This is a genomic window from Vibrio nitrifigilis (assembly GCF_015686695.1).
Taxonomy (GTDB): Bacteria; Pseudomonadota; Gammaproteobacteria; order Enterobacterales; family Vibrionaceae; genus Vibrio; species Vibrio nitrifigilis.
The window spans coordinates 1,436,822-1,459,403 of sequence record NZ_JADPMR010000004.1; the positions used below are offsets into that span (position 1 = coordinate 1,436,822).

Genomic DNA, 22,582 nt, shown 5'->3' on the forward strand with positions numbered 1-22,582 from the left:
TCAGTCAGATACAGAGGAAAATAGATGATTTTCAAATAACCATAAGCGGTTAAAATTCACATCATTTAGGTCACGTGCGCGCTCAGCATTGCCATGAAAGGCTCGGTTGGTAGTAGCAGCGGCTCCCCATGGCATTTCCAAGTCATAACAATCTTGAATCTCGCTATGTTCGATAACAAGTTGCCCATTAGCAGTTTTACCGGGAAGATATCCGGTTTTACTGGCACCTTGTTCCCACGCCCGGCCCAATTTGGGTTTAAAACTGGCAGATTTCGCATCACATGTGATGGTACTGTTGGTCACCAAGAAACCATAGTCGTTATTTGGCGTTGTGTCAGGAGCAAAGACATAAGCAGAATTCACGCCACGACTAGACACGGTATGAAATTCAACCCCATCGAAAACCGCCTGAGCACGACCAAAGACATAATCCACATCGCCTTCAATAAAACTATTGTGAATATAAACTCGACTTCGGCGCTGAGTATTATATTGATTATCTGTATCAGCATTATTAACAAAGAAAGTATCCTGCCGACCAATAAGGCGTACGTTATCAAGTAAGACTTGATCGCCATCTGTACGCAACGCAACCCCTTGGTGGGTGCCAGAACCAATCGCATCGAGTAACGAGTTTTCAACAGTAAGGTTCGCTAGTGTAAATTGATCGCTTTGGCTCCAAATAACAGCGGAGCACACAGTCGTAATCACTTTATTCGGCGTTGACGCGCAATTGTGATACATGTACCAAGCAGGATCATTTTGCGAGTATTGCCCATCTGAATTAACCAAAGACTGGTATTGCTCCGGTGAGATCATAGAATCAATCGCTAAGTTAATGACAACATCTTGCGCATTTTCACCCGAACCATAAAGCGTTATCTGAGGCGCATCTTGTGGTATGTAAACCGTACCTTGATATCGTCCGGGTAACACTTTAATCGATATAGGCTGGTGGTTTGTATTTTGTGCTATTGCGGCATTAATAGCTTTCTGGATTGACCTATACGGTGCTTTAGTTGATGGATTCCCCACGACATAAGGAGTTGCTTGAATAATGGCATTTCTCAAAGCCCAATGATCAGAGCCAAGGGTAAGATAATTTTGTGCAGTGAATGACGCAGCTTCTTGCTTGGTTAGAACGGGATGTTGTGGTGTATTAACGAAATCCAGCCTCTCTGCAGCTTGAGCGCCAGTCACACCATAAATTAATGTTGCAACCGCAAGTGAAATCAGTGTTTTTGTCATCATGGGTTATCCTCAAGTTCAACAATTTGAACACAGATTAATCAGACCTAACCGAGAAAAATAGGCGTATCAATCTAATTTTGAAACACTGTTTTAATTAAATGCCATTTGTCGAAGCTACATCACAAGAAATCGACATAGCAAGAGAAAGCTCGTACCAGCCAAATGCAATACAGTCTATCAGACTCGTATTCATGAGCATGAATATGCTCAAATGACCTCAAGATACACGACTAAGATCGAATACCTTCGTGCTAAACCAGTATGTTACAAAGAGCTAGGTATAACCGCGTTTAGCTTTCCAAAAAAAGCAAAGATGGATTAATAAATTAACAATTGTGTAAAAGCTAGCTTCCCCCTAGTATCGAAGGATTAAAGGACTTTGCTATTTAGAATACAGGGAGAATGTATGTCTGAGACCATACTAACAAGTGATGGTACCTCCACATCTGCTGGTCACCCGTCAAATAAAAAATTATTGAAACTTATTATTGCTTCATCCATAGGTAACGCCTTGGAATGGTTCGATCTTATCGCTTATGCGTTTTTTGCTCGCACTATTTCTAAGCTATTCTTTCCTACCGATGATGCCACGCTATCGTTGATGTTAGCTCTGTTCGCTTTTGCGATGTCTTACTTAATTCGTCCAGTTGGTGCTTTAGTTATTGGTAGTTACGCAGATAAAGCAGGACGTAAATCAGCGATGCTCCTTACCATTTGGCTAATGATGTCTGGTACATTTCTTATTGCCATCATGCCGACCTATCAAAGCATCGGTTTACTTGCTCCATGTGGCATTTTACTGGCTCGCTTACTGCAAGGTTTCTCTGCGGGCGGTGAATTTGGCAGTGCAACAGCAATGTTGGTTGAACAGTACCCAGAACGTAAAGGTTTTCTTTCTAGCTTTATGTTTGCCAGCCAAGGGGTCAGCGGGTTATTAGGTGCCGGATTTGGACTACTTCTCACAGCGGTATTGAGCACTCAACAACTTGAAGACTGGGGATGGAGAATTCCGTTTATCTTTGGTTTACTTATTGGCCCAATCGGACTTTATATTCGCCGCCATATTGAAGAAGCGGAAGAATTTACCACCAAGGAAAAAGAAGCCAAAGTTCCCGTGGTGGATCTATTCAAATCGCACAAACGCAGCATTATTTATAACGTTGGCGCAATGATGCTATCGACTTCAGTGACCTACTCCATCATTTTTATGCCAACTTATGCGAGTAAGTTCTTGGGTATGAGCAGTTCTATCGGTTACGGTGGTACTTTGATTAGCTATGCGGTACTGACTGTGCTGACCCCATTTATTGGCAATTTATCCGATCGCCTTGGTCGTACACGCATCATGATGATTGCTGCCGGATTATTTTTCCTTTCTGTTTACCCTGCCTTTGCGCTGTTATCAACACATGCGACGCTGATCATGTTAGCCAGCGTGTTATTTTGGCTAAGTATTCTTAAATCAATGTACTTTGGTGGTTTGCCTGCATTAATGTCTGAATTATTTCCAACTCAGGTGCGCGCAACGGGCATGGCATTAAGCTATAACATCGCCACCACTGTGTTTGGTAGCTTTACGCCAGCACTTCTTGTTTGGTCGATCAGTGCTTCAGGGGATTTATTAGCTCCAAGTTATTACTTACTTGTCACTTGCTGCGTCAGCTTAGCGACCATGTTTGCGATTCGCCGTCACTTTAAATTACGTTAGCTACTGATTTAGTTAGATACCTAAAGGGCTCCTAGATAGGAGCCCTTCTGCATAATTAAGCCTGATTCTACACAGGCCACTGATCACCTAAATCCCAAAACAGACCTGCGGCAGCAGCCAATCCTTGTTTCGCTACACTTTCCAATAAGTGCTCATCTGGTGCATGTTGATTGCATGATGGATAAGAGTGTGGCATCCACACGGTTGGTAGCGATAACACATCGGCAAAGCAATGATTAGGAATTGTCCCACCTAAGTTAGGTAATACCGTAACTTCTTGCTGTAAAGACTGTTGCATTGACTGCTGAACAAACCCAACCCACGGATGTGTTGGATCAAGGCGGGTCGCGTTATAGCCCCCTTCATAAATAACCTCAATATCGGTAAAACCAAGATTGGAAAAATGCTCTTGTAAGTTAGCGACTAAGTTTTCCCAATCAGTACCGGGTACGAAGCGCAAGTGGCAGACCGCTTCAGCAGAATCGGGAATTGCTCCCACTGGTTTAGTGATATTACCCGCCCCGAGTGCAATGATTTCTAAAGTATTACAGCCGAATAACCGCTCACCATTAGATAGGTGCTTCTCTCCCCACTCAGCATTGAGTGATGGATCACCTTCGTTACCACCCACAGGTAAAACCTGCATCATTTCAGCAGCAAGCCCTGCTGGTTTTGGCGCTTTCAACTTCTCAGCGAGAACTTGACCTGTTGGAGAAACTAAAGACGCAAGCGCATGATTCAAACGGACTGCCGCATTAGTAATAACCCCACCCCAGTTACCAGAATGACGGGCACCATTCCCTGTATAACAACGTAACCGGAATTGACACACACCTCGCGAACCTAGAAAAATGGTCGGCGTTTGCGCATTTAATCGGGGGCCATCAGAAGCAAGAAATAGGTCCGCTTTTAACTCGTTGCTGTGTTCACGACAAAATTGTTCTAAGCCAGTCGAGCCGACTTCTTCGCTCATTTCAAAGAGAATTTTAATGTTGTAACCAAGCTTACCTTGACGCTGCTTTAGTACGGTTTCTAAAGCGAGAAGATTAATAGTGTGTTGCCCTTTATTATCAGCTGTACCACGCCCATAAAGCTTATCGCCGATCTGAGTAAGAACCCAAGGAGCAGTGCCATCTAACCACAACGGTTCTTGTCCGTCTGTAACATCGCCATGGCCATACAATAGCAAGGTAGGTAATTGTTCAGATTCAATTCGACTAGCGATCATTAACGGAGGCTTATCAGAGACAGGGTTAGCAAACTGCTCACAACTAAAACCTTGCTCAGTGAGCAAAGGGGCTATTTCATCCGTTAGATACACTGAAAGTTGCTCTGCCGCGTCAGGGTTCTGACTTTCTGTGGGTAATGCAACTCGCCGGGCAAGGGTTTGATAAAACACACCACTCTCAATACAATTTTTGGCTAACGTGATTACCTTTGCTCGAGCTGAGCCACTCATATCAGTCATCTTCTGTCCCTGTTTGTTATATAACACTCGATTTACTATGTCGGGTTAGCTTATGATGAGTAGACCTTTGCAACAATTATCAATTAAGCAAAAAATTGTTCTCATAAATAGAAAGCTAAACTATGTACGATTTAACCCTGAAATATTTCCACGCAGTCGCTCAAACGGGTTCTCTTTCTGCTGCATCAGAGCAACTACATGTCGCTATTTCGGCGATAAGTCGTCAAATCAGTCAGTTAGAAGAGCAACTTGAACTTACTCTATTCGAACGAAAGCCGCGGGGTATGGCTCTGACTCCTGCGGGAGAAATTCTTTATACCTATTCATTACGTAACACCGTCGAGTTAAGTAATGTGATTTCTGAGATGAAAGAGCTGAATAGTGTAAAAATGCAGTCTATCGCACTCGCCTGTCCGGAAGGGATGGCTTGGGATTTTTTACCACATGCTATCGCTCGTTTTCGCCAACAATACCCAAATGCGATATTTTCACTAAAAGTTGTTGATTCAGCCGAAGCGACCAAATTAGTCAAAGAGGGTGTAGTGGATGCGGCGCTGACATTCAGCCTGCAAATTGAACAAGGGGTTAAGGTTGCTCTGCAAGTCCCCGCCCCTATTTCAGCCTTGCTCGCAAAAACACATCCACTTGCAAGACGTAAAACACTTAGCGTGCATGATCTGGCAAACTATCCCGTCGCGTTATCTGAATCTGGTACCACATTAAATTACTTATTCGATATTGCCTGCCACTTAGAAAACGTGAACATTATTCCAGCGTTCACCAGCAATTCTATGGGGGCGATTTATACGTTTACGAAAGAAAATACAGAGGCCATTGCCCTTTGTGGCAAACTAACAGCCAGCCGTCAAGCTGAGCGTGATAGTTTAGTTCTCCTTCCTCTAAAAGAACCATCACTGCTGCAAAGAAGCATCCAACTGCAAGTCATGTCACACCGTAAACAAACCGACATCGTAGAGGATTTCCTACTCTTTTTAGGCAAAATGCTACGAGGAGAGTAAGCATAATGGGCACAGGCACCTTTAAGCCATGCTCCGAGAGTCATTATCAGGTCTAAGACATAATCAGCATCTATTACGTCATCAACCTCTTGGTTATCACGGAATCAAAACAAACTGACCAAAGAAGTGCTTTGCTTTCTTTTTACGATGATCTTTTCCTCTCTAACTCCATAAATAGAATCGTCCAGTGTCGGGATGAACTGGTTTTGAACTACCTAACTCCATGGAAATATTAATCAGGAAATGATGATGAAAAAACTCGTATCGAAATGGTCTAAACGACTAGCTGTTATCGCTCTCATGACAGGATCCTCATCTTTAGCTTTCGCCGGTGGTCATATGATGGACGTCGGTGTTTATGGGCATGATCAAGATGTCTCCTCTGGCACTGTTTCTGTAGATATGATTCAAGCAGCAGAAAACGGCTGGCTTGTCGTGCACCGGACAGATAAGAAAATGAAACCAGGCCCAGTCGTTGGCTACGCTCCGGTTAAGATGGGCAGCAATTATGATGTCTCTGCTATTTTAACCGAGACAGTCAAAAGCGGTGAGATGCTAATGTTGATGTTACATAGTGAGAAAGGTGGCATGAAAACTGGCGTTTTCGAATACACATTAGGCGCAAAAACTGACGGGCCAATTAAGGTGCACGGCAAACTAGTGATGTCTGTAATCACTGCGAAGTGATGCAGTGATATCGATAAAGGGCGATCTCAACCGAGGGGTCGCTTTTTATTGTATGTATATTAAAAGAACCGTGATTTAGCTATATGTACGTACCCAGTATTAATCGATTTTTAATAGTGTGTCCTATTTAAAATAGCAATGAACACTTGATATTAGTGAGTGTTACACATCAAATTAAACTCGGACTGTTTAACTCGATATTCTAATCCATTTTTCTACATTCAAGCTCTGTCTTTTCAAGTAATGACAAAATATAATCCGTGATATCTGCTACACCACACACCTCATTACCATTTGCTTTACCATAAAAGGTTAGGTCATACCCACAAATAAGATCATTAGGGTTACTAATTAAACTTATTTTTATACCTAAAACTGTTTCATCATAACCTATAAACTCTTCATACTTACCACTATCATTAAAACTCAATGATATATTTAATGTTTTTGATACTATTTTAGCCGTATCTTCTATTGAAAACTTTGATGATATATTTATATTCGATTCAATATATTTTACACTAGCCATTTTTATGATTCCAACTATTTTTACTTATAAACTAATACTGAGGGTCTTTAATTACATTATTATATTTAAAATTTTAGATAGAACAAAACCCTTCGACATCAGATAGAAATAATTTTTTACAACTAGAATGAAACATTAAATCCTTTTTAAATAAGTCTCGATAAAATTTTACCTCATAGTTAGGAACACTTCCGTCCAACTCAATATAACACCGACAAGAAACATTACCTCTGATAATAGTTTCTTCATTCAATGAAGCTAGCTTTAGCTTAAGTGAGATAGAATCAAATCCTTTGTTAATCCAACGTTTGGGGAGTTTAATATTCGGCTTAAATATTGAAAAAACCACACTAACACTATCCCCTTTAAATATTACATGCTCAATAAAAACACTTTCATTTACTTCATAATTACCAAATAAATGAAACCATATTTTATCCGACTTATCAGCAATATCTAACCAGTTCATCTTAATATCCGTTTTTAAAAAGATAGAGAAGTCCAAATGGGGTCAATACTTACTTTTTGCCACTATTCGACCGATACGAGAATAATGTAATCCAAAGCATTCACCAATTTCCTTCTGTGTATAACCACATATCCTACTCGATTGTGCTTACGATTGAATTTCTTGGTATACACACCATTCAGTTGGCTCATTCCTTTACTCATATTGCCGTCCGGTGTTTCGACTAAAAGATGATAATGGTTGGTCTTTAGGCAGAAGCTGTATATCACCCAATTAAACCGTTCACAGGTTGAGGCTAACACCTCAAGAAAAAGCCCAAAATCCGTTTCATCCAAATAAATCGGAGGCTCGGGCATTTCCTCTGGACGTAACGTGATACAAAGCACCTGTGTACTCAATCCGTAATGGTAGACTCATCTTTTCTTATCGACTACTGTGTATAAGATAAATGCAGTACATCACAACCAGTTAGACAAAAGGCAAGACTTGACCCCATTATTCACTATAATTGGAGCAATTCGACTTTTTCATCAAATTTAAACACATACGGTCTTTCTTTAGGTAGTATTAATGAAGATATATTATTATTATCGATATTTCTTTTCTGTTGCTCTACAAAATTAGAAACATCTTCTATATTAGTTATCCAATCACTATTAAACTTTCTTAACGTAGAACCACGAATACCAATTTGTACAGCTCTACGTTTCAGATTACTACCAAATGGATCATGATCGGGATCCCATTGAAGCCTAATATCTGATTCTCTAACCTTCTGCTTCCAAATACTTAAATCGGCCTCATTGGCGGAGGAAAAACTCGAAGATACTGCATTGTGATACATATATTCAAATGCATCACGACGAATAGAAATAGCTAGAGTAACTTCCTGATTAGATTTACTTCCCCATCCAGAACGATACATCATCCATAGAAAGTTAGTTTTAATCCATGTCATTCTTTCAAAACTAAAATCTCCACCAAAGTGACCATTTTTCGCCGCAAACCGAGCTATTTTCTCATTATATGCTTGATAAACAACAATTTCATTTTCGTTATACTGAGCCATAATTGTTCGACCGATAGTAGGCCAAGTTCTATATTGCTTAATATAATTATCAAATTCTAACATCATAAATATAACAATTAAAAATTAAAGATCATATGTTATAGCAACCTCAAGCGTTATATCAGAATATTTTCTATTCTTGCTTGGTGGGCATTTAAATTCATCAAATGCTTTTATAATATAAACACAAAAACCTTCCTTATATAATACACGATCTTTTTCATCATTTACGTATATAGAAAAATCCATCAAACTCCCATCAATTAACCTTATACTAACAGTATTAAATTTACCAATCTTATCTTGACCTGCTTCAAAAACACGACAAATAAACCCTTTATAACATATTGTGTTTATATTTCCTTTTAATATATTATCCCACCACAAATCAGAGCAAAATAAACCATAATCCCCCTTTAAACCTAAATATGGCTTATTTTTGTTTAATGTTAGTAATTGAACTTTCTCAACATATTTAGGCTCTCGTACAATACGTTCCTTAAGAGAATATATCTTCTTTGTATTATCTGATAAATAACTAGAATCTATTAGCATATTTACTTATCCAAAACCTCGTATCTTATCATTTTTGAATTAAATAATTTCAGACCTTCTCCTACCCCCAACGCTGTAGTAATTTGTCCTTTTTCTTTCTTGAACCTTGCATGCTTTTGATTCCAATTTCCCTCTCTATATGGAACATTTGGCAACAGCTTTTCAGTAGCTTTATCGGCGGATATACCAATATCCTGCAATTTTTTAGAGGTTCCAGGTTCTAGATAGAATTTAACCAAGTAACCATCATAACTCGACGCATACTCTCGTAGAGGTGATGTTGACGTTTCAGTTGTAGGTAACAGCTCACCAGTATCACCTAAATATTCTAGATGTTCTTTTGGCATACTTCTATACAGAATCTCATTTCCATGGGAATCGTGTTCCAAAATGGTATTACTTAAATTAAATGCCTTGCGTTCTTTATCCCTTTGCCTAGACAGATATTCTTTGTATTTTTCCGGAGGCATATGTTCACATGGACACCCTCCTTTTTTATTCTTCAACCCCAACGGATCCACCCATCCCGTCGGATTCGGCACATACTGGTAGTTATTCAATCCACCAGCAAGTCCAATGGGGTCGATGGTGATAAAGCGCCCTGCATTAGGATTATAGTATCGATGACGATTGTAATGTAACCCCGTTTCAGCATCAAAATACTGACCTTGGAAGCGCAATGGGCTTTCTATTTCCGCAACGGTTTTCTTAAAGACGTTACCATAGGCGCGATATTGCACTGACCAAACGGTTTCACCTTGTGTGGTTGTAATATCTAACGGCGTACCGATTTGGTCTAGATGGTAATGATAAACCTCTGCTTCTTTACCTTCGCCTTTGAGTAAAGCCAGCGGGCGGAATGATCCGGGTTCATAAACATAGCTTTGATACTGCTCGCTGTTGGTCATTTCAGCGATTAAATTATCGCCTTGCCAGAGAAACTCAGTGGTGGTTTCTAAACCTGTTTTATCTATCACTCGCTTTTCGATACGACGACCAAATGCGTCATACCGGTAATGCGCTTGGCTACCATCCGGCATCGTGACTTTGATTAAGCGATGCTGGCAATCGTATTCATAACCTGTCACTAGGCTTTGATTTTTACCACGACTCTCTTTAACTAAACGACCAAACTCATCGTATTCGTAATGGCTGTCACCATGGAGTTTTAGCTGGTTGCCCGGTGCGTGGTCAAATAGTTCGCTGCTTTGCAAGCTTATATGATTAGGTATTAAGTTACCGGTCGCATCGTGAGTAAACTGCTCATCAAGGTTGCCACGTACCGCGGTTAAACGAGATAGTGGGTCGTAATCATAAAACGTGTCGCCACGCTGTTTGTCGGAGATTTGAACAAGGTTACCTAGCCCGTCGTATTGGTATTGACGACGTTGCTTTTCACGGCCCTCAAGCATTTGTGATTGGTTAACTAGGCGGCCTTGGTCGTCATAGTTAAAATGACTTTTGAGCTCGCCTTGATTACGCATCATCTCCAAACCATTTTGGAAGATATGTTGCGTTAGTACCTCATCATTCAGGTTTATTGCTCGTAGAACGCCACCTTTGCCGCGTTGGTACTCCAACACATTGGCATCCGGTAGTTGCCATTTACTCAGCAGCCCTAGCTCGTCATATTCATAGTATTGAGATGACCACCCCGCGTGAGACTCAATCACACGGTCCATGATGTCATAACGCCAAGCTAAAGGCGTTTCACCATCATCGACAGAAATTAGATTGCCATTTTTGTCGTATTGATACTCTATTTTTGAACCGTCTGGCAGAGTTTTAACAAGCAAACGGCCGAGGGAATCTCGCTCAAAGACGGTTTCAAGTTCAGTACCATTCGTTCCTGTCTCAACTTTGCTGAGGAGCTTACCGTTTAGGTCATAGGTGTACGCTAGGCTACGCCCATCAAATGTCGTTTCTTTACTGACTAAACCATTGGGGAGGTAATCGATTTGATAGGTTTCACCCCGTTCGTTGGTAATATGGCTAACGAAGTTCTTTGCGTTTTCATACCGATAACTGAGACTGGAGCCATCTGGATTAATCACTTTTGAAACTAAATGACTATTTTCAAAATACTCATATGTTGTGATAAGGCCTTTTTCATCTTCAACAGAAGTAACTTTGCCATAACCGTTATAAGTAAAACGCTGACTAGAACCATCGGGTTTCACAACTTTTATAAGATTGAATTAACCAGGACACTCACCTTTAATCTTTTGAATAACTCTACTCACCAGTCGCGATTTCTTTGATATCAACCGTAAGTTTTCCCAATCTTTATTTCGTATCTGTCGACCAATTGTCATGCTTGATAACGCTTATATTGCGGGGAAAGCTAATGACAACTGCCAGATCTCAACTCATTTGTCCTGAAGTAACACCTTATTATCACTGTGTCTCGCGTTGTGTGCGCCGATCTTTCCTCTGCGGCAAAGATGTTGTCACCGGCAAGTCTTACGAACACCGTAGAGCTTGGGTTGAACAACGTATGCTGGCTCTTGCTTCCGTCTATTGTATTCGAATTTGTTCTTACGCCATTATGAGTAATCATTACCACCTCGTGGCATTTATTGACAAAGAAGCCGCTCTCTCCCTTTCAGACCTTGAAGTCGTTGAACGATGGTGCAGTGAACATCAACCCCCCGTTATTATTCAACGTTGGCTGGCGAACCAAATCTCGTCCAAAGCCGAATCACACACATGCAGCCAACTGATTAAGACTTGGCGCCACCGTTTGTTTTCCCTAAGCTGGTTTATGAGGGAGCTCAACTATGACATTGCCGTGCAGGCCAATAAAGAAGACCAATGCACTGGCCGATTTTGGGAAGGACGATTTAAATCTCAAGCCTTATTAGACGAAAAAGCTCTGCTTTCCGCTATGGCTTATGTCGATCTCAATCCCATAAGAGCAAAAATGGCTGACTCCCCTGAGCAATCTGATCACACGTCGATACAAGCGCGTTTAGGTAGTTTAGAACGTGGCGAAACGACCACACCATCACTTGCTAACTTTCTCGGGCATGAACACCAAGACAAGCATCATGGGATCCCATTTCGTTTGGTGGATTATATTGAGTTAATCGATTGGGTAGGCAGACAAATCAGAGAAGATAAGCGAGGGCATATTGATAACCGCCTGCCAGTGATACTCAAACGGTTGTCGCTATCCCAGCAAGAATGTTTAACGCTTTGCTCCGAACTGGAGAAAAAGCCCAGAGCTTGGGTTGGCTCAACCATAGAACTCGAAAAAGTCAAAACCCAATTGGGGAAAAAAACGAATGGTGGGATTACTGATTTCATAACCAATACAATCGATAAACCTGTAAAGTTGAATCCATCTTTTCCAAAATTATCCAGCAACAAACACCTTTATACTTCCCAAACAACCTCATCGATACTTCTAATTGCCATATCCATACCTGAGTAGGATTCAAATTTTTTAAGGTTAGATACTTTGACAGAGGAAAATTTAAGGGTGTGTGTCCCAGTTAATTTTCATTGAATGCATCTAGAAATGGACAATGCCAACCCAGAACTGGAATATGACATGGGTTCAGTTGGCGATCCACTTTGAAGGTCGTTTATATGACGTCTTAGAACTTTAGTCAAAATAGCTGACACAGAATTCTGAACGCCCTCGTCTCCTTAGATCCTTAAACATTAGATTTATATGGTTTTTCCCCACGGGCTATCAACCTTTTTTGTATTGCAAATAGAACTTCCATTAATTTGCTTTCATCATTAATAATAATATTTGCTTCACCTTCTGAGATCTCATCCTCTCTAATAGCAATTTGGTGTGCACCTGCATCATATTGTATATAATAGCTATTACCAACTGTAAAAATCTTTATATTATTTTTTTCATAAATTTTCACTTTCATATAAATTACTTCTTAAAAATAATTTGAATTTAATATTCATAAGGGAAAGCTGTGTAGGATAAAAAATAAGGGAATATAATCGCGAGAATATTAATAACCGCATGCCAGTTATACTCGAACGGCTGTCTATATTCCAACAAGATTATTTAACGCCATGTACCGAACTAGAGAATAAGATTAGAACTTGGTTCAACCACATAACTTCAAAATACCAAAACCAAGCTCGATAGAAAAATAATACTGGATCTGATAATTTCATAATAAATATAACAAACTACCTATAGTCTGCGACAGCATCGTCTGTTTTTCGCAACTCCTATAATCACCATTATTCCGAAAAAAACAACAACCTTCCTTACCAATATCAACGACAAAACACATCCCTGAATATGCATGTAACTTTACCTACAGACTCATTGAGGTTAGCACCTTTGACATGAAAATATTTAATGATGTGTGTCGTTGTTAATTTTTTCCGCTGTTTATGCTATATGTATGTTAGTGGTATGTATAGTAATGCATCATACCAGATGACCTAATTTACTATATCACCACAAACAAAGTCACCAAATTTAAATATCCATCCGTAGATTTGAATATTCATATAACTTCTTATCTAGAACCTTTAAATATTCTATTCCATATGAAGTTTCATCAAGATCTTCAAACAAATTTAAAGGTAAGTTTTTGTCATATTCATCAAAGCATGTTGCCAGACCTACGGCAATAGAAGCGACGCTATCTGTATCCCCACCTAATGCTATACATTTTTTTAGCAATTCATTCAAATTATTACAATTTAACAAACAATGGAAAGCTGCACTTACCGTATCAAATGCCTTAACAGTAACTTCTCCACTCCAGTTATAGTCCCACCCGGAAAAAGATTCAACAGTTAAAAAAGATTCTAATTCAGATAGCTTCCCTCGCTGATGTAATCCAAAGTGGGCAGCTAGCGCTACTGCGCAACTTGCTCTTATTGCTTCTTCTGTATTATGAGTAACCATTGCCTGCATTGTAGCTTTTGATATTAGCTCTTCTTTATTTTTAATAAAACCGAGTGGTACCGACCGCATCGCTGCCCCATTTCTGTTACTATCGTTTCTAAGCATAAATATTAGCTCTTCACCACTATTAGCTTTATTCAATAATTGATAAAATCCTTTTGAATAGCCATGACGAGGGTCTCTTTTAAAACAATCAACAAATTTCGATGCTATCTTTTCCTTTGACCAAACTGATTGAAAGAGGATTAGTTCTACAATAGCAATAGACATTTGAGTATCATCTGTATATTTACCTTTCATTCGGTATAAATCATGTTCACAATAGCGTGTTAAATCATTAAATTTGGAAATTTTTTCATTGGAAGAAAACTCAAATCCAGCTCCATACGCATCAGCTACTGCAATTTCAATTAACATTAATAATACCTTTAGCTTTCATAATGGTTTAAAATATTTTTATATAGTTTATCCGCATTTTCACCAATAAAGACTTCTTCCGCAATTAATACTCGTTTTAAAGCATCGAAAAAAGATGGTGTTTTTTTCAACGAATTATACATATCTTTAGTTAAAAAATACTCTGGATGTTCAAAACCTAATTCACAATTACTTCGCCATTTATTTCTAAACTCAGTTTTTAAAAGCTTCACCTGCTCATCTACAGAGGCTTTAGAAAACTTATTTATGAATTGCTCATAAGATTCTTTCTCTTTAATTTGAGCGCTGGTCTCAACTAAATATTGATGATAGAACTCATCAAATGTTATCTCTGGATATCTTTCCCTTTCACATTGATATACGACAGCATCGCCATCAAAAATACTATCAGTTACAATCTCGGCACCCGATACTTGGTCCACAGTTATTTTCATTACTGCTGTTAAACCATTTGGAAATATTTTTTTTAACTCCATTCCATTCTCGGATTTAACCCGGTCACTTATATCTATTTTAAGTCCACTCGATAAATCAAAAAAAGTATAACTCAATCCTTTGGGAATAATTTCTTTTACTAATAAAAGTTTCCCATCATCTACGATGATTGTTTCCAACACATATGATCCCGGTTCCGACTCAAAAATATCGTTAGAGATATTATCTACCGACAACGAAATTCCTCTTTTTAGCTCAACCATTATTTTACTGACCTCAAATAGATATATTTACCTGTATTTTTTGTAACTAAAAATCTTGAGTTAGCAGGGATTATAAACTCTGATTCTGTAGGCGTCTGACCAATATACTCAGCAAAATTCGTATCCATGGCTAACGCTGAAATATCTTTAACTTCATCCGATTCGAAAACCATCACCTTGTTTGAAGGATAGTTAGAACTTAACTCTTTACTAACCGATGAGAAGTGTGTTTCATGAACCTTTCCTAATGTTGAATACTTCTCATCAAACCAATCTGGCACATCTCCTAATCCTCGGTAAAAAGTTCCTTTAGTTGACGGAAGTTTATCCAATGCAGAATTGATAGAATTAATTAAAGATGTCTCTCCCTTAGATAAGATGTCTCCACTAAATATTCGTTGATTTAACGCCTTTTGGAAAAAGTTCGTTGTATACCCCATGATAACATGAGCTTCTTTTAAGTTAACTCCATAAGGATTTGAATCAACATATTCTCTTATCAGTTTGTTATAATCTGCACCCGTGTTCCCCAAAGCCGTGTATTTAGCCTCAAGAGCTTCTCTACTAATCCCCATAGCATTAGATACCTCATCAAGATATGCAACGGGAATACCCTGACTATTTACCTCAAAATCAAATCTTGATGGATTTTTAAGTTCCGAAGCAGGGAGATCATCTTCCGGAGAATTCCCAGGAATCTGCTGTAGCCCCAGCGGATCCACCCATCCCGTCGGGTTTTTCACGTACTGATAGTTATTTAAACCACCCGCCAGACCAATTGGGTCTACCGTGATGAAACGCCCTGTTTCAGGACTATAATAGCGGTGGCGGTTGTAATGCAACCCTGTTTCTTCATCAAAATACTGCCCTTGGAAACGAAGTGGGCTGTTTACTACTCTCACGCGTTCACGGGCCACGTTACCATAGGCTTGGTAATCCACCGCCCAAGCAATCTCCCCTTCTACGTCAGTGATCTCAAGTGGCGTTCCCACTTGGTCTAAGTGATAGAAGTAAGCTTGAGCCTGTTGTGCTCCTTCACCGGTTATCAGTGCAAGAGGGCGGAAAGAACCATATTCGTAGAGATAAGTTTGATAGCTTTCTTGTGACGATTCAGCAAGCAGTTTATTACCTTGCCATAAAAACTCAGTAGTCTTGTTCTGACCGATTTTATCCGTGACCGATTTTTCGATACGGCGACCAAATGCATCGTATTGATAGGTCGCAACTGTGCCATCAGGTTTTGTGACTTTAATTAGTCGATGCTGAGCATCGTACTCATAATCCGTTACTAACTTACCGCCATAGCCACGGCTTTCACGAACAAGATTCCCAAACTCATCATATTGATAATGTTTGTCACCTTGGAACAGTAATTTGTTGCCTTCAACGTTGGCTTTACGATCCAACAGCAAGTTACCAGCCGGATCGTGCATAAACGTTTCGTTGATCACCCCACGAACCGACGTTAAGCGATCAAGCGGATCATATTCATACTCCGTTTGACCCCGTTGGGCATCTTCTATCTTTGTAAGGTTACCTGCTTGGCTATATTCATATCGACGACGCAGTTTCAACTGCGCTTGTTGATGCGATGTGTGCTCAAGCAAACGCCCCATATCGTCATACAAAAATTGGCTATTTAAGCTCCCTTGTTGGCGACTGGTCTCTAATCCGTTGGCTTTGTAATGGTGCGTAGTGAGCTTTTCGCCATTGAGGTTAACCTGCTGCACTTGCCCTTTTGCAAATTGGTACTCCACCACCTGACCATCAGGCAGTAACATCGCACTTAATTGCCCCATCGGATTGTAGCGATAGCCTTGGCTTGCCCACCCTTGATGCTCCGCTTCCAACTGCCCGAGTAAGTTATAACGGTAAGCGAGGGGCCATTGGCCATCATCTACTTGTGTTAAGCGACCATGGTCGTCGTAGCTGTAATGCACTTCACTTTCATCGGGCAACGTTTTAAGCACCACATTACCCAATGCATCATATTGATACTGGGTGATGAGTTCAGTGCCTTCACTACCCACTTCAATTTTAGCGATAAGCTGGGTGTGCGCATCGTATTCGTAACGAAACTCACGACCGTCAAAAGTGACTTCTCGGCTTACGTGTCCTGTTGGCGCGTACTCTATGTGGTAATGTTCGCCTCGTTCATTGACAATCTCGCTCAGGAAATTGAAGCGGTTATTGTACGCATAGCGAATTGATGAACCATCCGGATTCACTCGACGGGTTACTTGGTGGTTTGGCCAAGCGTATTCAAACTCAGTCTTGCGCCCTTGCTCATCGGTCTGCTGAGTGACCTTACTATACGCGTTATATTGATAGGTCCGAACATGGCCACCCGGCAACACGTGTTTAAGCAGTCGTCCAACAGGGTCATAGTGCATTTCACTCACGCCCATCGAATCCTGACGATAGCGCAAACGGCCCATCACATCGTAGCGATAGCGAATGGTTTCACCTTGAGGCGTCAGTTCCTCAATGAGGTGTCCATTCAGGTTCCACACCAATTTATGAACGCTGCCATCAGCGTAAGTGATTTTGTCGATTAAGCCGTGTTCGTTGTAACGATAACACGTGGTATGCCCGAGCGGGTTAACTTTTTCGGTAACATTACCGAAATCATCATGGCGATAACGCCACTTCGCTTTGTCCTGCACGACTTCAGTCAACAAACTTTTATGGTAGCTAAATTCAGTTACCAATCCATTCGGATCGACTTTGGCGATCATTTCGCCTTTCTTGTTGTACGCAAATTCCGTTTTATTACCTAAGGCGTCAATTTCGGCCGTTAATCGACCTTTTTCATCATACTCTTTAAGATATTCACCGCCAGAAGCATCCAATTCTCTGACTAAGCGCGCATTGTTATCGTGCTGATAAACTTGTTGAGTGCCATTACTATTGGTTAAGGTAACGGTATTAGACGCATCATCCCATTCGTACTTGGTATCGACATTTGCCAAGTTACTGTATTGGCGAATGGCTCGTACATCTTTACCCACGCCTTCCCAATCCCAATAGAAAGTGGCGCCACCCGCTAATTCTCGAGATTGAATAACATGCAGTTCATCATAAGTGTATTTTTCTACTTCACCATTGGCGTTCATCGCTGCAATCAATTGCTGATGCTCGTTATATGAGTAACGAACTTGTGTTTGCGCTAATCGCCACTCAGTGGTATTGGCCTGACAAGCATAAAGATCTACTTGTTGAATAAGGGAGGCATCGGTATAGGTGAGAACATACTTAACATTAGTATCACCACCAACTTCCACTGGACGCTGGTGTTTATCGTAACGAATACGCAGTTGATGGTTATATTTATCGCGGATAGTAATTAGTCGCCCGCTATCACCATCGAGTTCAAACACATACTGTTTACTATCAGCAATAACAACGATGTTGTCATCGCTGTCGAGGAAGATGGCTGAGCCTGCGACAATATTGGTCACAGCAGGTAGCTGTTTCGTCGGCTTAGGAAAACGGGTTAACTTACTTTCACTGTCTTTCCATACTAATTCATCGCCATCCACACGCAGTGAATGCGCTAAGGGGTGAGTCCAACCAAAGCCTATACCTAAGTTATGCTCTACGGCACTGGTGCGGTACAAGCGCTCCCATGAAAATGGCAAAAGCCCGATCAACTCGCCATCTACAACGGAAAGTAGCTCTTCCCCTGTCGCCATTGATATAGGATCTTTATCTAGTTTAGTTTCTTCTTTTTTTTGGGTTGGCTTATCGTTTTCCGTCTTGGGAGCGCTACTCTCATCATGCACAACATTAGTTGCCTTTGTATCGTCCATTTCGGAATTGATTTTATTACTAGCCTTAATATGAATATTACCGTTATGGTACTCTTGAGTACCGCCTTTATTTACAGCTATTTTTTTATACTTGGGGCCAGCATTCTCAACAAGCTTTTTGGCATAAGTTAATAATTCATCAAAAATATTAATAAACGGTTTAAGTGCATTCCATGCTGTTGCAGATATATTTTTGACAATCTTGAAGGCAGCATAAGCGACGCCTAACGCAGGAGTGGCAATAAAAGAGACAATAACACCACCCAATAAACCTAATAAGAAGTTAACAATTGCTTTACCACCCAACTCTGCTAATTCCTCGAAAAATGGCATCATTGGAGCCATTGAGATGTAGGTGATGATAGCGTTAATAAATAAAAACATCGCAGCTTCGTCTGAAGCAAACAACATCAATTTTTCTAGTGTTGCTGGTGCACTATCTGCCGCATTTTTTATCGATGCGATAATATCAGCAGCACCTTCTTCCATTCCTTTCAAAGCAGCAACGGGATCTTTTATTAGATCGTAGATATCGCCAATACCTTTCCAGAATTCGACTAAGCCATCCCAGATACCTTCAGCAAATTTGCCGATAAGTGAAATTACATCATCGGTTGTAGATCGACTAAACTCTTTCTCCCATTGTGGTTTAAAACCTACCCATTTTTTATCAAGCCATGATACCAAGTCATTACCTAACGCATCATAGTGCGAAAACAATGCATCGAGCTCACTTTTAGATGGCTCATGGTTGATAACAACGTTGTATTTCTTACCTGGTGTCAGATTTGTAAAAGTGGCCTGACCTTTCGCATCCAGTGTTATGGTTTTCGTAAAACTGCCGTCGTCAGCTTTTAGAGTGACCGGAACAGAACCAATTGGAACAGCATATATAGATTCATAAGCGGTAGTCACTTGTAATTCACCGCTTAAAGGACAAGTTACGGAAGTCGAAACATTATCATCATCTTTACCGACAACCTTAGTTTTACCACCAATGCTAAGCTTTTTATCCATAGAAAACAGGGATGGTAAATCCATGGTTTCTGTCGCTTCATCAGCCATTTTCAAATACCATTTTTTGGTCATTTCACGGTATTTGGGCAGAAGATCTGGAATGCCTTTTATCTGTTTATCAATGTAATCATAAAATTCTTGTTGTTCACTCATTACAGATTTCCTAGCCGACGTTGTTCTGTTTCGATTAATTCAATGAAGTGTTTTAAATATTGCCCTTCAAATTGAGGATTACGTTTCAAAAACCGTTCTGCTTTTTTATGTAATACCGGTTCTAGATACTCTTCAAATAGAGCCTGACTGTAGTCATTTAAGCCGTTTAGTAAATTAGTGATAAGCACTGAAGGATCTTCTGCTAAACCAGCAATCACACTCTCCGGCACATTCCACCACGGAAATTCTTTTTTATTGATGTCTTTTGGGGTTGGGTTAACCACTGAGCTTGTTGTGGATGCCCAGATAGTCATTGGTCCCATTAATTTGGCGCGTTCTACGTCGTCACATAAATCAGCGGTTTTAATGCCAAAGCGTGGATCGTAAAAACGAAAGAACACATGTTCAACGTTTGGCATCCACACTTGCGTTAAGCTTTGTAAGTGATTTCTTACCGCGCTGAATTCCAGTTCAGAACCAACAACCATGCCCCAGTCTTTGGCGGCATCCTCACTATTAGCCCACGCTAAAAATGGGTGCTCTGGAGTAATAGGTGCTATACGGGGCATCACTTCACGCCAATCAGAGTAAGGGGTTCCTAGCCATAACCCTTGTACATCTTCGCCGCCATGTTCATAGAATGTTTTGAGAATGGGCTCATCACTAGTAGTGTTGAGCACAACAAACCAATTTAGGTCTGCATGTTCTTTAATTACGCTGAGCATGCCCCTTCCTTACATTTTTCACATTCTTCACAGAAAGGCGCAGCCGATTTCATGGTCGCAACCTGAGCAGGGGTCAATATCGCTTTTGGATCGGTAGGTGGCGCATCCACTTTGCCAGGTAACACAGCCGTTGAACCACCATAAGCCGTTGCTGCGCTAGCACTACCGCCGGCGTTTAAGTTCACAACAGAACCTTGGATCGTTACGCCACTCGCATCGACTTTGACGAAGTTACTGCCATTAGTCAGGGTGATTTCTGACCCAGCTTCAACCACTAACTTAGCACCTGAAGAGATTGAAATAGTCTTACCCGCTTGCACTGCCATTAAGGTGCCAATTTTGTATTGATCGGATGAAGCAATATTAGATGTGCCGACTTCTTCACTCATGTTTTTAGTGACTTTAGTGCGGCTCTCTCCCTTAACTGTAAGATGTTTATTTTTACCAATTTTGGTGAAACTATCGTTATCAACGGTGAGATGTTTATCGTTATGAATCACATCGGTGTGATCGTTATTTACCTGCGCTTCAAAGTCTTTCTGCGCATGCATATAAATTTTTTCACTGTCGGCCTGATCTTCAAAACTCAGTTCGTTATATCCGTTGGTATCACCTTGGTGAGTTTGCGTGCGAATCACCGTTTTGGTTTTATTATCAGGCAAGGTATACGGCGGAATATTGGTTTCGTGATAGGTGCGACCTGTAATGATCGGCTGATCAGGATCGCCATTTAAAAACGATACGATCACTTCGTGTCCAATACGAGGAATCGCCACCATACCGTATTGACTACCAGCCCAACCGTGAGAAACACGTACCCAGCAAGAGCTTTGGTCATCCGCGTTCGAGTATCGATCCCATGGGAAATGTATTTTTACGCGTCCATATTTATCACAGAAAATTTCTTCATCTTCAGGACCAACTACCATGGCCATCATCGGACCATCGACTTGAGGTTTAGGCTGCGGTTTCGCTTGCCAATTTACTGTTGATGGCACCAATTTAAACTGGTTCGCATAACGCGTTGAACCACTACCGGCTTCTTCTTCAAGCGCCTGTGATTGCTCTCCTTGATGGCGAATACGAACCACAAGATAGTCAGTATTCATCGTATCATTGAGATGTTCTGCCAAGGTAAATTGGTAACCGGCACGAAGTTTGGGTTGGTTGCTTTTGCCATCCAACGTACGCGCATTGCGGCGCAAATATTCTAAGCGAATTTGGTTAAAAGCTTGGCCGTTAGTATCGTCTTTGAAACGTCCTGGAGAGTCAAAGTGCTCATAAATCGCTTGTTGATAGTCCATATCCGTACCCTGAGCACTTTGTGCAAAGGTATTGGTTGGTTTTTTGAAACTGTAGTCTTGCAGAGCAGTACTACTGACTTCCATTTCTGTTTTAGCGATCAAGCTAGATACATAAGGCGTATCAACCACACCACCAGAAATCGAGTTATAAGCGATTTCTCCACCAAGTTTGGGCAAGCTTGCTGTTGAATCCGTAAAGAGAACAGTGTGCTTACCTTCTTCATGAATAAAGCTATATACCAAGCCTTCTTCTGCCGCGAGGCGTTGAAGAAACGCTAAATCTGTCTCACGGTATTGAACACAAAATTCCCGCTGTGCGCAGGTGCGCTTTACTGAAAAGGCATAATCATCAATGCCCATCTCTTGGAGTAAAACCGAGATAATTTCAGGCACAGTTTTCAATTGGAAAATACGGCTATTTTGGCGCAAAGATAAGCGCTCTAAAGCAGGAACGAGCGTGAGAGAATAGAAAGTATAGTTATGGCCAATATCGCCTTGAGTGAAGCTACGCACGACGCCATTAACGCGCTGAACTAATTCACCATTGCGATAAAACGTCAGCTCTGCCGTTTTATCAACTAACTGCTCTGGCGTAAAATCTGATTGGCGACTCGCTAGGTTTAAGTAATAACGAAACCCATAGCAAGCCTCACCATGAAATACATCGTCAGAGAGGCTCTCTTGGCCATCAAAACTGCGCACAACAAGCGCGTTTTCCTCTAACCCTTCTACTTCTAATTTAAAGCCTAACGTAGCCATCCTGCCAATTCCTTTCTACCC

18 protein-coding genes are annotated in these 22,582 nt (G+C 40.7%); 4 read left to right on the forward strand and 14 right to left on the reverse strand.

Going from position 1 to position 22,582, the window contains the following annotated elements:
* The gene (locus I1A42_RS22810) at window positions 1-1,251 is read right to left on the reverse strand and encodes a putative acyl-CoA thioester hydrolase (RefSeq protein WP_230389724.1); all 1,251 of its coding nucleotides are present in this window, start codon (window positions 1,249-1,251) and stop codon (window positions 1-3) included.
* A 406-nt stretch (window positions 1,252-1,657) separates the two neighbouring features.
* On the opposite strand from I1A42_RS22810, the gene I1A42_RS22815 reads away from it, so the two are divergent.
* Window positions 1,658-2,959 (forward strand): MFS transporter, encoded by a 1,302-nt coding sequence (locus tag I1A42_RS22815; protein ID WP_196125221.1) that lies wholly within the window; start codon window positions 1,658-1,660, stop codon window positions 2,957-2,959.
* Between the two features lie 67 nt (window positions 2,960-3,026).
* On the opposite strand, the gene I1A42_RS22820 is transcribed toward I1A42_RS22815, so the two are convergent.
* Window positions 3,027-4,427 carry a M20 family metallopeptidase gene (locus tag I1A42_RS22820; RefSeq protein WP_196125223.1) on the reverse strand — a complete coding sequence of 467 codons (1,401 nt, stop codon included), beginning with the start codon at window positions 4,425-4,427 and terminating at the stop codon, window positions 3,027-3,029.
* Window positions 4,428-4,549: 122 nt separating this feature from the next.
* Here I1A42_RS22820 and I1A42_RS22825 point away from each other — a divergent pair, with 122 nt between their 5' ends.
* Window positions 4,550-5,446: a LysR family transcriptional regulator gene (locus I1A42_RS22825; RefSeq protein ID WP_196125226.1), complete on the forward strand. Its 897-nt coding sequence runs from the start codon at window positions 4,550-4,552 to the stop codon at window positions 5,444-5,446.
* A 249-nt stretch (window positions 5,447-5,695) separates the two neighbouring features.
* The gene (locus I1A42_RS22830; protein ID WP_196125228.1) at window positions 5,696-6,133 is read left to right on the forward strand and encodes a DUF7282 domain-containing protein; all 438 of its coding nucleotides are present in this window, start codon (window positions 5,696-5,698) and stop codon (window positions 6,131-6,133) included.
* A 202-nt stretch (window positions 6,134-6,335) separates the two neighbouring features.
* Here I1A42_RS22830 and I1A42_RS22835 read toward each other — a convergent pair whose 3' ends face one another.
* From I1A42_RS22835 to I1A42_RS22860, 6 genes are all read right to left on the reverse strand, one after another.
* Window positions 6,336-6,662 carry a hypothetical protein gene (locus I1A42_RS22835; protein ID WP_196125230.1) on the reverse strand — a complete coding sequence of 109 codons (327 nt, stop codon included), beginning with the start codon at window positions 6,660-6,662 and terminating at the stop codon, window positions 6,336-6,338.
* Between the two features lie 73 nt (window positions 6,663-6,735).
* The gene (locus tag I1A42_RS22840; protein ID WP_196125232.1) at window positions 6,736-7,131 is read right to left on the reverse strand and encodes a hypothetical protein; all 396 of its coding nucleotides are present in this window, start codon (window positions 7,129-7,131) and stop codon (window positions 6,736-6,738) included.
* Between the two features lie 62 nt (window positions 7,132-7,193).
* The gene (locus tag I1A42_RS22845) at window positions 7,194-7,487 is read right to left on the reverse strand and encodes a transposase (RefSeq protein ID WP_230389877.1); all 294 of its coding nucleotides are present in this window, start codon (window positions 7,485-7,487) and stop codon (window positions 7,194-7,196) included.
* A 146-nt stretch (window positions 7,488-7,633) separates the two neighbouring features.
* Window positions 7,634-8,266: a DUF4291 domain-containing protein gene (locus I1A42_RS22850; protein ID WP_196125234.1), complete on the reverse strand. Its 633-nt coding sequence runs from the start codon at window positions 8,264-8,266 to the stop codon at window positions 7,634-7,636.
* Between the two features lie 18 nt (window positions 8,267-8,284).
* Entirely contained in the window at window positions 8,285-8,755 is a 471-nt protein-coding gene (locus tag I1A42_RS22855) for a hypothetical protein (RefSeq protein WP_196125236.1), read from the reverse strand.
* A gap of 2 nt (window positions 8,756-8,757) precedes the next feature.
* Window positions 8,758-10,935, reverse strand: coding sequence for an RHS repeat-associated core domain-containing protein (locus tag I1A42_RS22860; protein WP_408063542.1), 2,178 nt, complete (start codon window positions 10,933-10,935; stop codon window positions 8,758-8,760).
* Window positions 10,936-11,102: 167 nt separating this feature from the next.
* Between I1A42_RS22860 and I1A42_RS22865 the strand changes: the two genes are divergently transcribed.
* Entirely contained in the window at window positions 11,103-12,191 is a 1,089-nt protein-coding gene (locus tag I1A42_RS22865; protein ID WP_196125238.1) for a transposase, read from the forward strand.
* A 226-nt stretch (window positions 12,192-12,417) separates the two neighbouring features.
* On the opposite strand, the gene I1A42_RS22870 is transcribed toward I1A42_RS22865, so the two are convergent.
* The 6 genes from I1A42_RS22870 to I1A42_RS22895 all read right to left on the reverse strand — a co-directional run bounded on the left by I1A42_RS22870 (window position 12,418) and on the right by I1A42_RS22895 (window position 22,561).
* Window positions 12,418-12,648: a hypothetical protein gene (locus I1A42_RS22870; protein ID WP_196125240.1), complete on the reverse strand. Its 231-nt coding sequence runs from the start codon at window positions 12,646-12,648 to the stop codon at window positions 12,418-12,420.
* Between the two features lie 572 nt (window positions 12,649-13,220).
* Window positions 13,221-14,072 (reverse strand): ADP-ribosylglycohydrolase family protein, encoded by an 852-nt coding sequence (locus I1A42_RS22875; RefSeq protein ID WP_196125242.1) that lies wholly within the window; start codon window positions 14,070-14,072, stop codon window positions 13,221-13,223.
* Between the two features lie 11 nt (window positions 14,073-14,083).
* A complete protein-coding gene (locus I1A42_RS22880; protein ID WP_196125244.1) occupies window positions 14,084-14,791 on the reverse strand; it encodes a hypothetical protein in 708 nt (235 codons plus the stop codon).
* On the reverse strand, window positions 14,791-19,773 hold the full coding sequence (locus tag I1A42_RS22885; RefSeq protein ID WP_196125245.1) for an RHS repeat-associated core domain-containing protein: 4,983 nt from the start codon (window positions 19,771-19,773) through the stop codon (window positions 14,791-14,793). The genes I1A42_RS22880 and I1A42_RS22885 overlap by 1 nt, the downstream gene beginning before the upstream one ends.
* Entirely contained in the window at window positions 19,773-20,498 is a 726-nt protein-coding gene (locus I1A42_RS22890; protein WP_196125247.1) for a DUF4123 domain-containing protein, read from the reverse strand. Before I1A42_RS22890 ends, I1A42_RS22885 begins: the two co-directional genes overlap by 1 nt.
* Complete coding sequence (locus I1A42_RS22895) at window positions 20,486-22,561, reverse strand: type VI secretion system Vgr family protein (protein ID WP_196125250.1); 2,076 nt, start codon at window positions 22,559-22,561, stop codon at window positions 20,486-20,488. Before I1A42_RS22895 ends, I1A42_RS22890 begins: the two co-directional genes overlap by 13 nt.
* Between the last annotated feature and the right edge of the window lie 21 nt (window positions 22,562-22,582).

Excerpts from the sequence above, each read along its gene's own strand:
- I1A42_RS22810 (WP_230389724.1), bottom strand. The coding sequence starts at position 1,251 with ATGATGACAAAAACACTGATTTCACTTGCGGTTGCAACATTAATTTAT.
- I1A42_RS22815 (WP_196125221.1), top strand. The coding sequence starts at position 1,658 with ATGTCTGAGACCATACTAACAAGTGATGGTACCTCCACATCTGCTGGT.
- I1A42_RS22820 (WP_196125223.1), bottom strand. The coding sequence starts at position 4,427 with ATGACTGATATGAGTGGCTCAGCTCGAGCAAAGGTAATCACGTTAGCC.
- I1A42_RS22825 (WP_196125226.1), top strand. The coding sequence starts at position 4,550 with ATGTACGATTTAACCCTGAAATATTTCCACGCAGTCGCTCAAACGGGT.
- I1A42_RS22830 (WP_196125228.1), top strand. The coding sequence starts at position 5,696 with ATGAAAAAACTCGTATCGAAATGGTCTAAACGACTAGCTGTTATCGCT.
- I1A42_RS22835 (WP_196125230.1), bottom strand. The coding sequence starts at position 6,662 with ATGGCTAGTGTAAAATATATTGAATCGAATATAAATATATCATCAAAG.
- I1A42_RS22840 (WP_196125232.1), bottom strand. The coding sequence starts at position 7,131 with ATGAACTGGTTAGATATTGCTGATAAGTCGGATAAAATATGGTTTCAT.
- I1A42_RS22845 (WP_230389877.1), bottom strand. The coding sequence starts at position 7,487 with ATGCCCGAGCCTCCGATTTATTTGGATGAAACGGATTTTGGGCTTTTT.
- I1A42_RS22850 (WP_196125234.1), bottom strand. The coding sequence starts at position 8,266 with ATGATGTTAGAATTTGATAATTATATTAAGCAATATAGAACTTGGCCT.
- I1A42_RS22855 (WP_196125236.1), bottom strand. The coding sequence starts at position 8,755 with ATGCTAATAGATTCTAGTTATTTATCAGATAATACAAAGAAGATATAT.
- I1A42_RS22865 (WP_196125238.1), top strand. The coding sequence starts at position 11,103 with ATGACAACTGCCAGATCTCAACTCATTTGTCCTGAAGTAACACCTTAT.
- I1A42_RS22870 (WP_196125240.1), bottom strand. The coding sequence starts at position 12,648 with ATGAAAGTGAAAATTTATGAAAAAAATAATATAAAGATTTTTACAGTT.
- I1A42_RS22875 (WP_196125242.1), bottom strand. The coding sequence starts at position 14,072 with ATGTTAATTGAAATTGCAGTAGCTGATGCGTATGGAGCTGGATTTGAG.
- I1A42_RS22880 (WP_196125244.1), bottom strand. The coding sequence starts at position 14,791 with ATGGTTGAGCTAAAAAGAGGAATTTCGTTGTCGGTAGATAATATCTCT.
- I1A42_RS22885 (WP_196125245.1), bottom strand. The coding sequence starts at position 19,773 with ATGAGTGAACAACAAGAATTTTATGATTACATTGATAAACAGATAAAA.
- I1A42_RS22890 (WP_196125247.1), bottom strand. The coding sequence starts at position 20,498 with ATGCTCAGCGTAATTAAAGAACATGCAGACCTAAATTGGTTTGTTGTG.
- I1A42_RS22895 (WP_196125250.1), bottom strand. The coding sequence starts at position 22,561 with ATGGCTACGTTAGGCTTTAAATTAGAAGTAGAAGGGTTAGAGGAAAAC.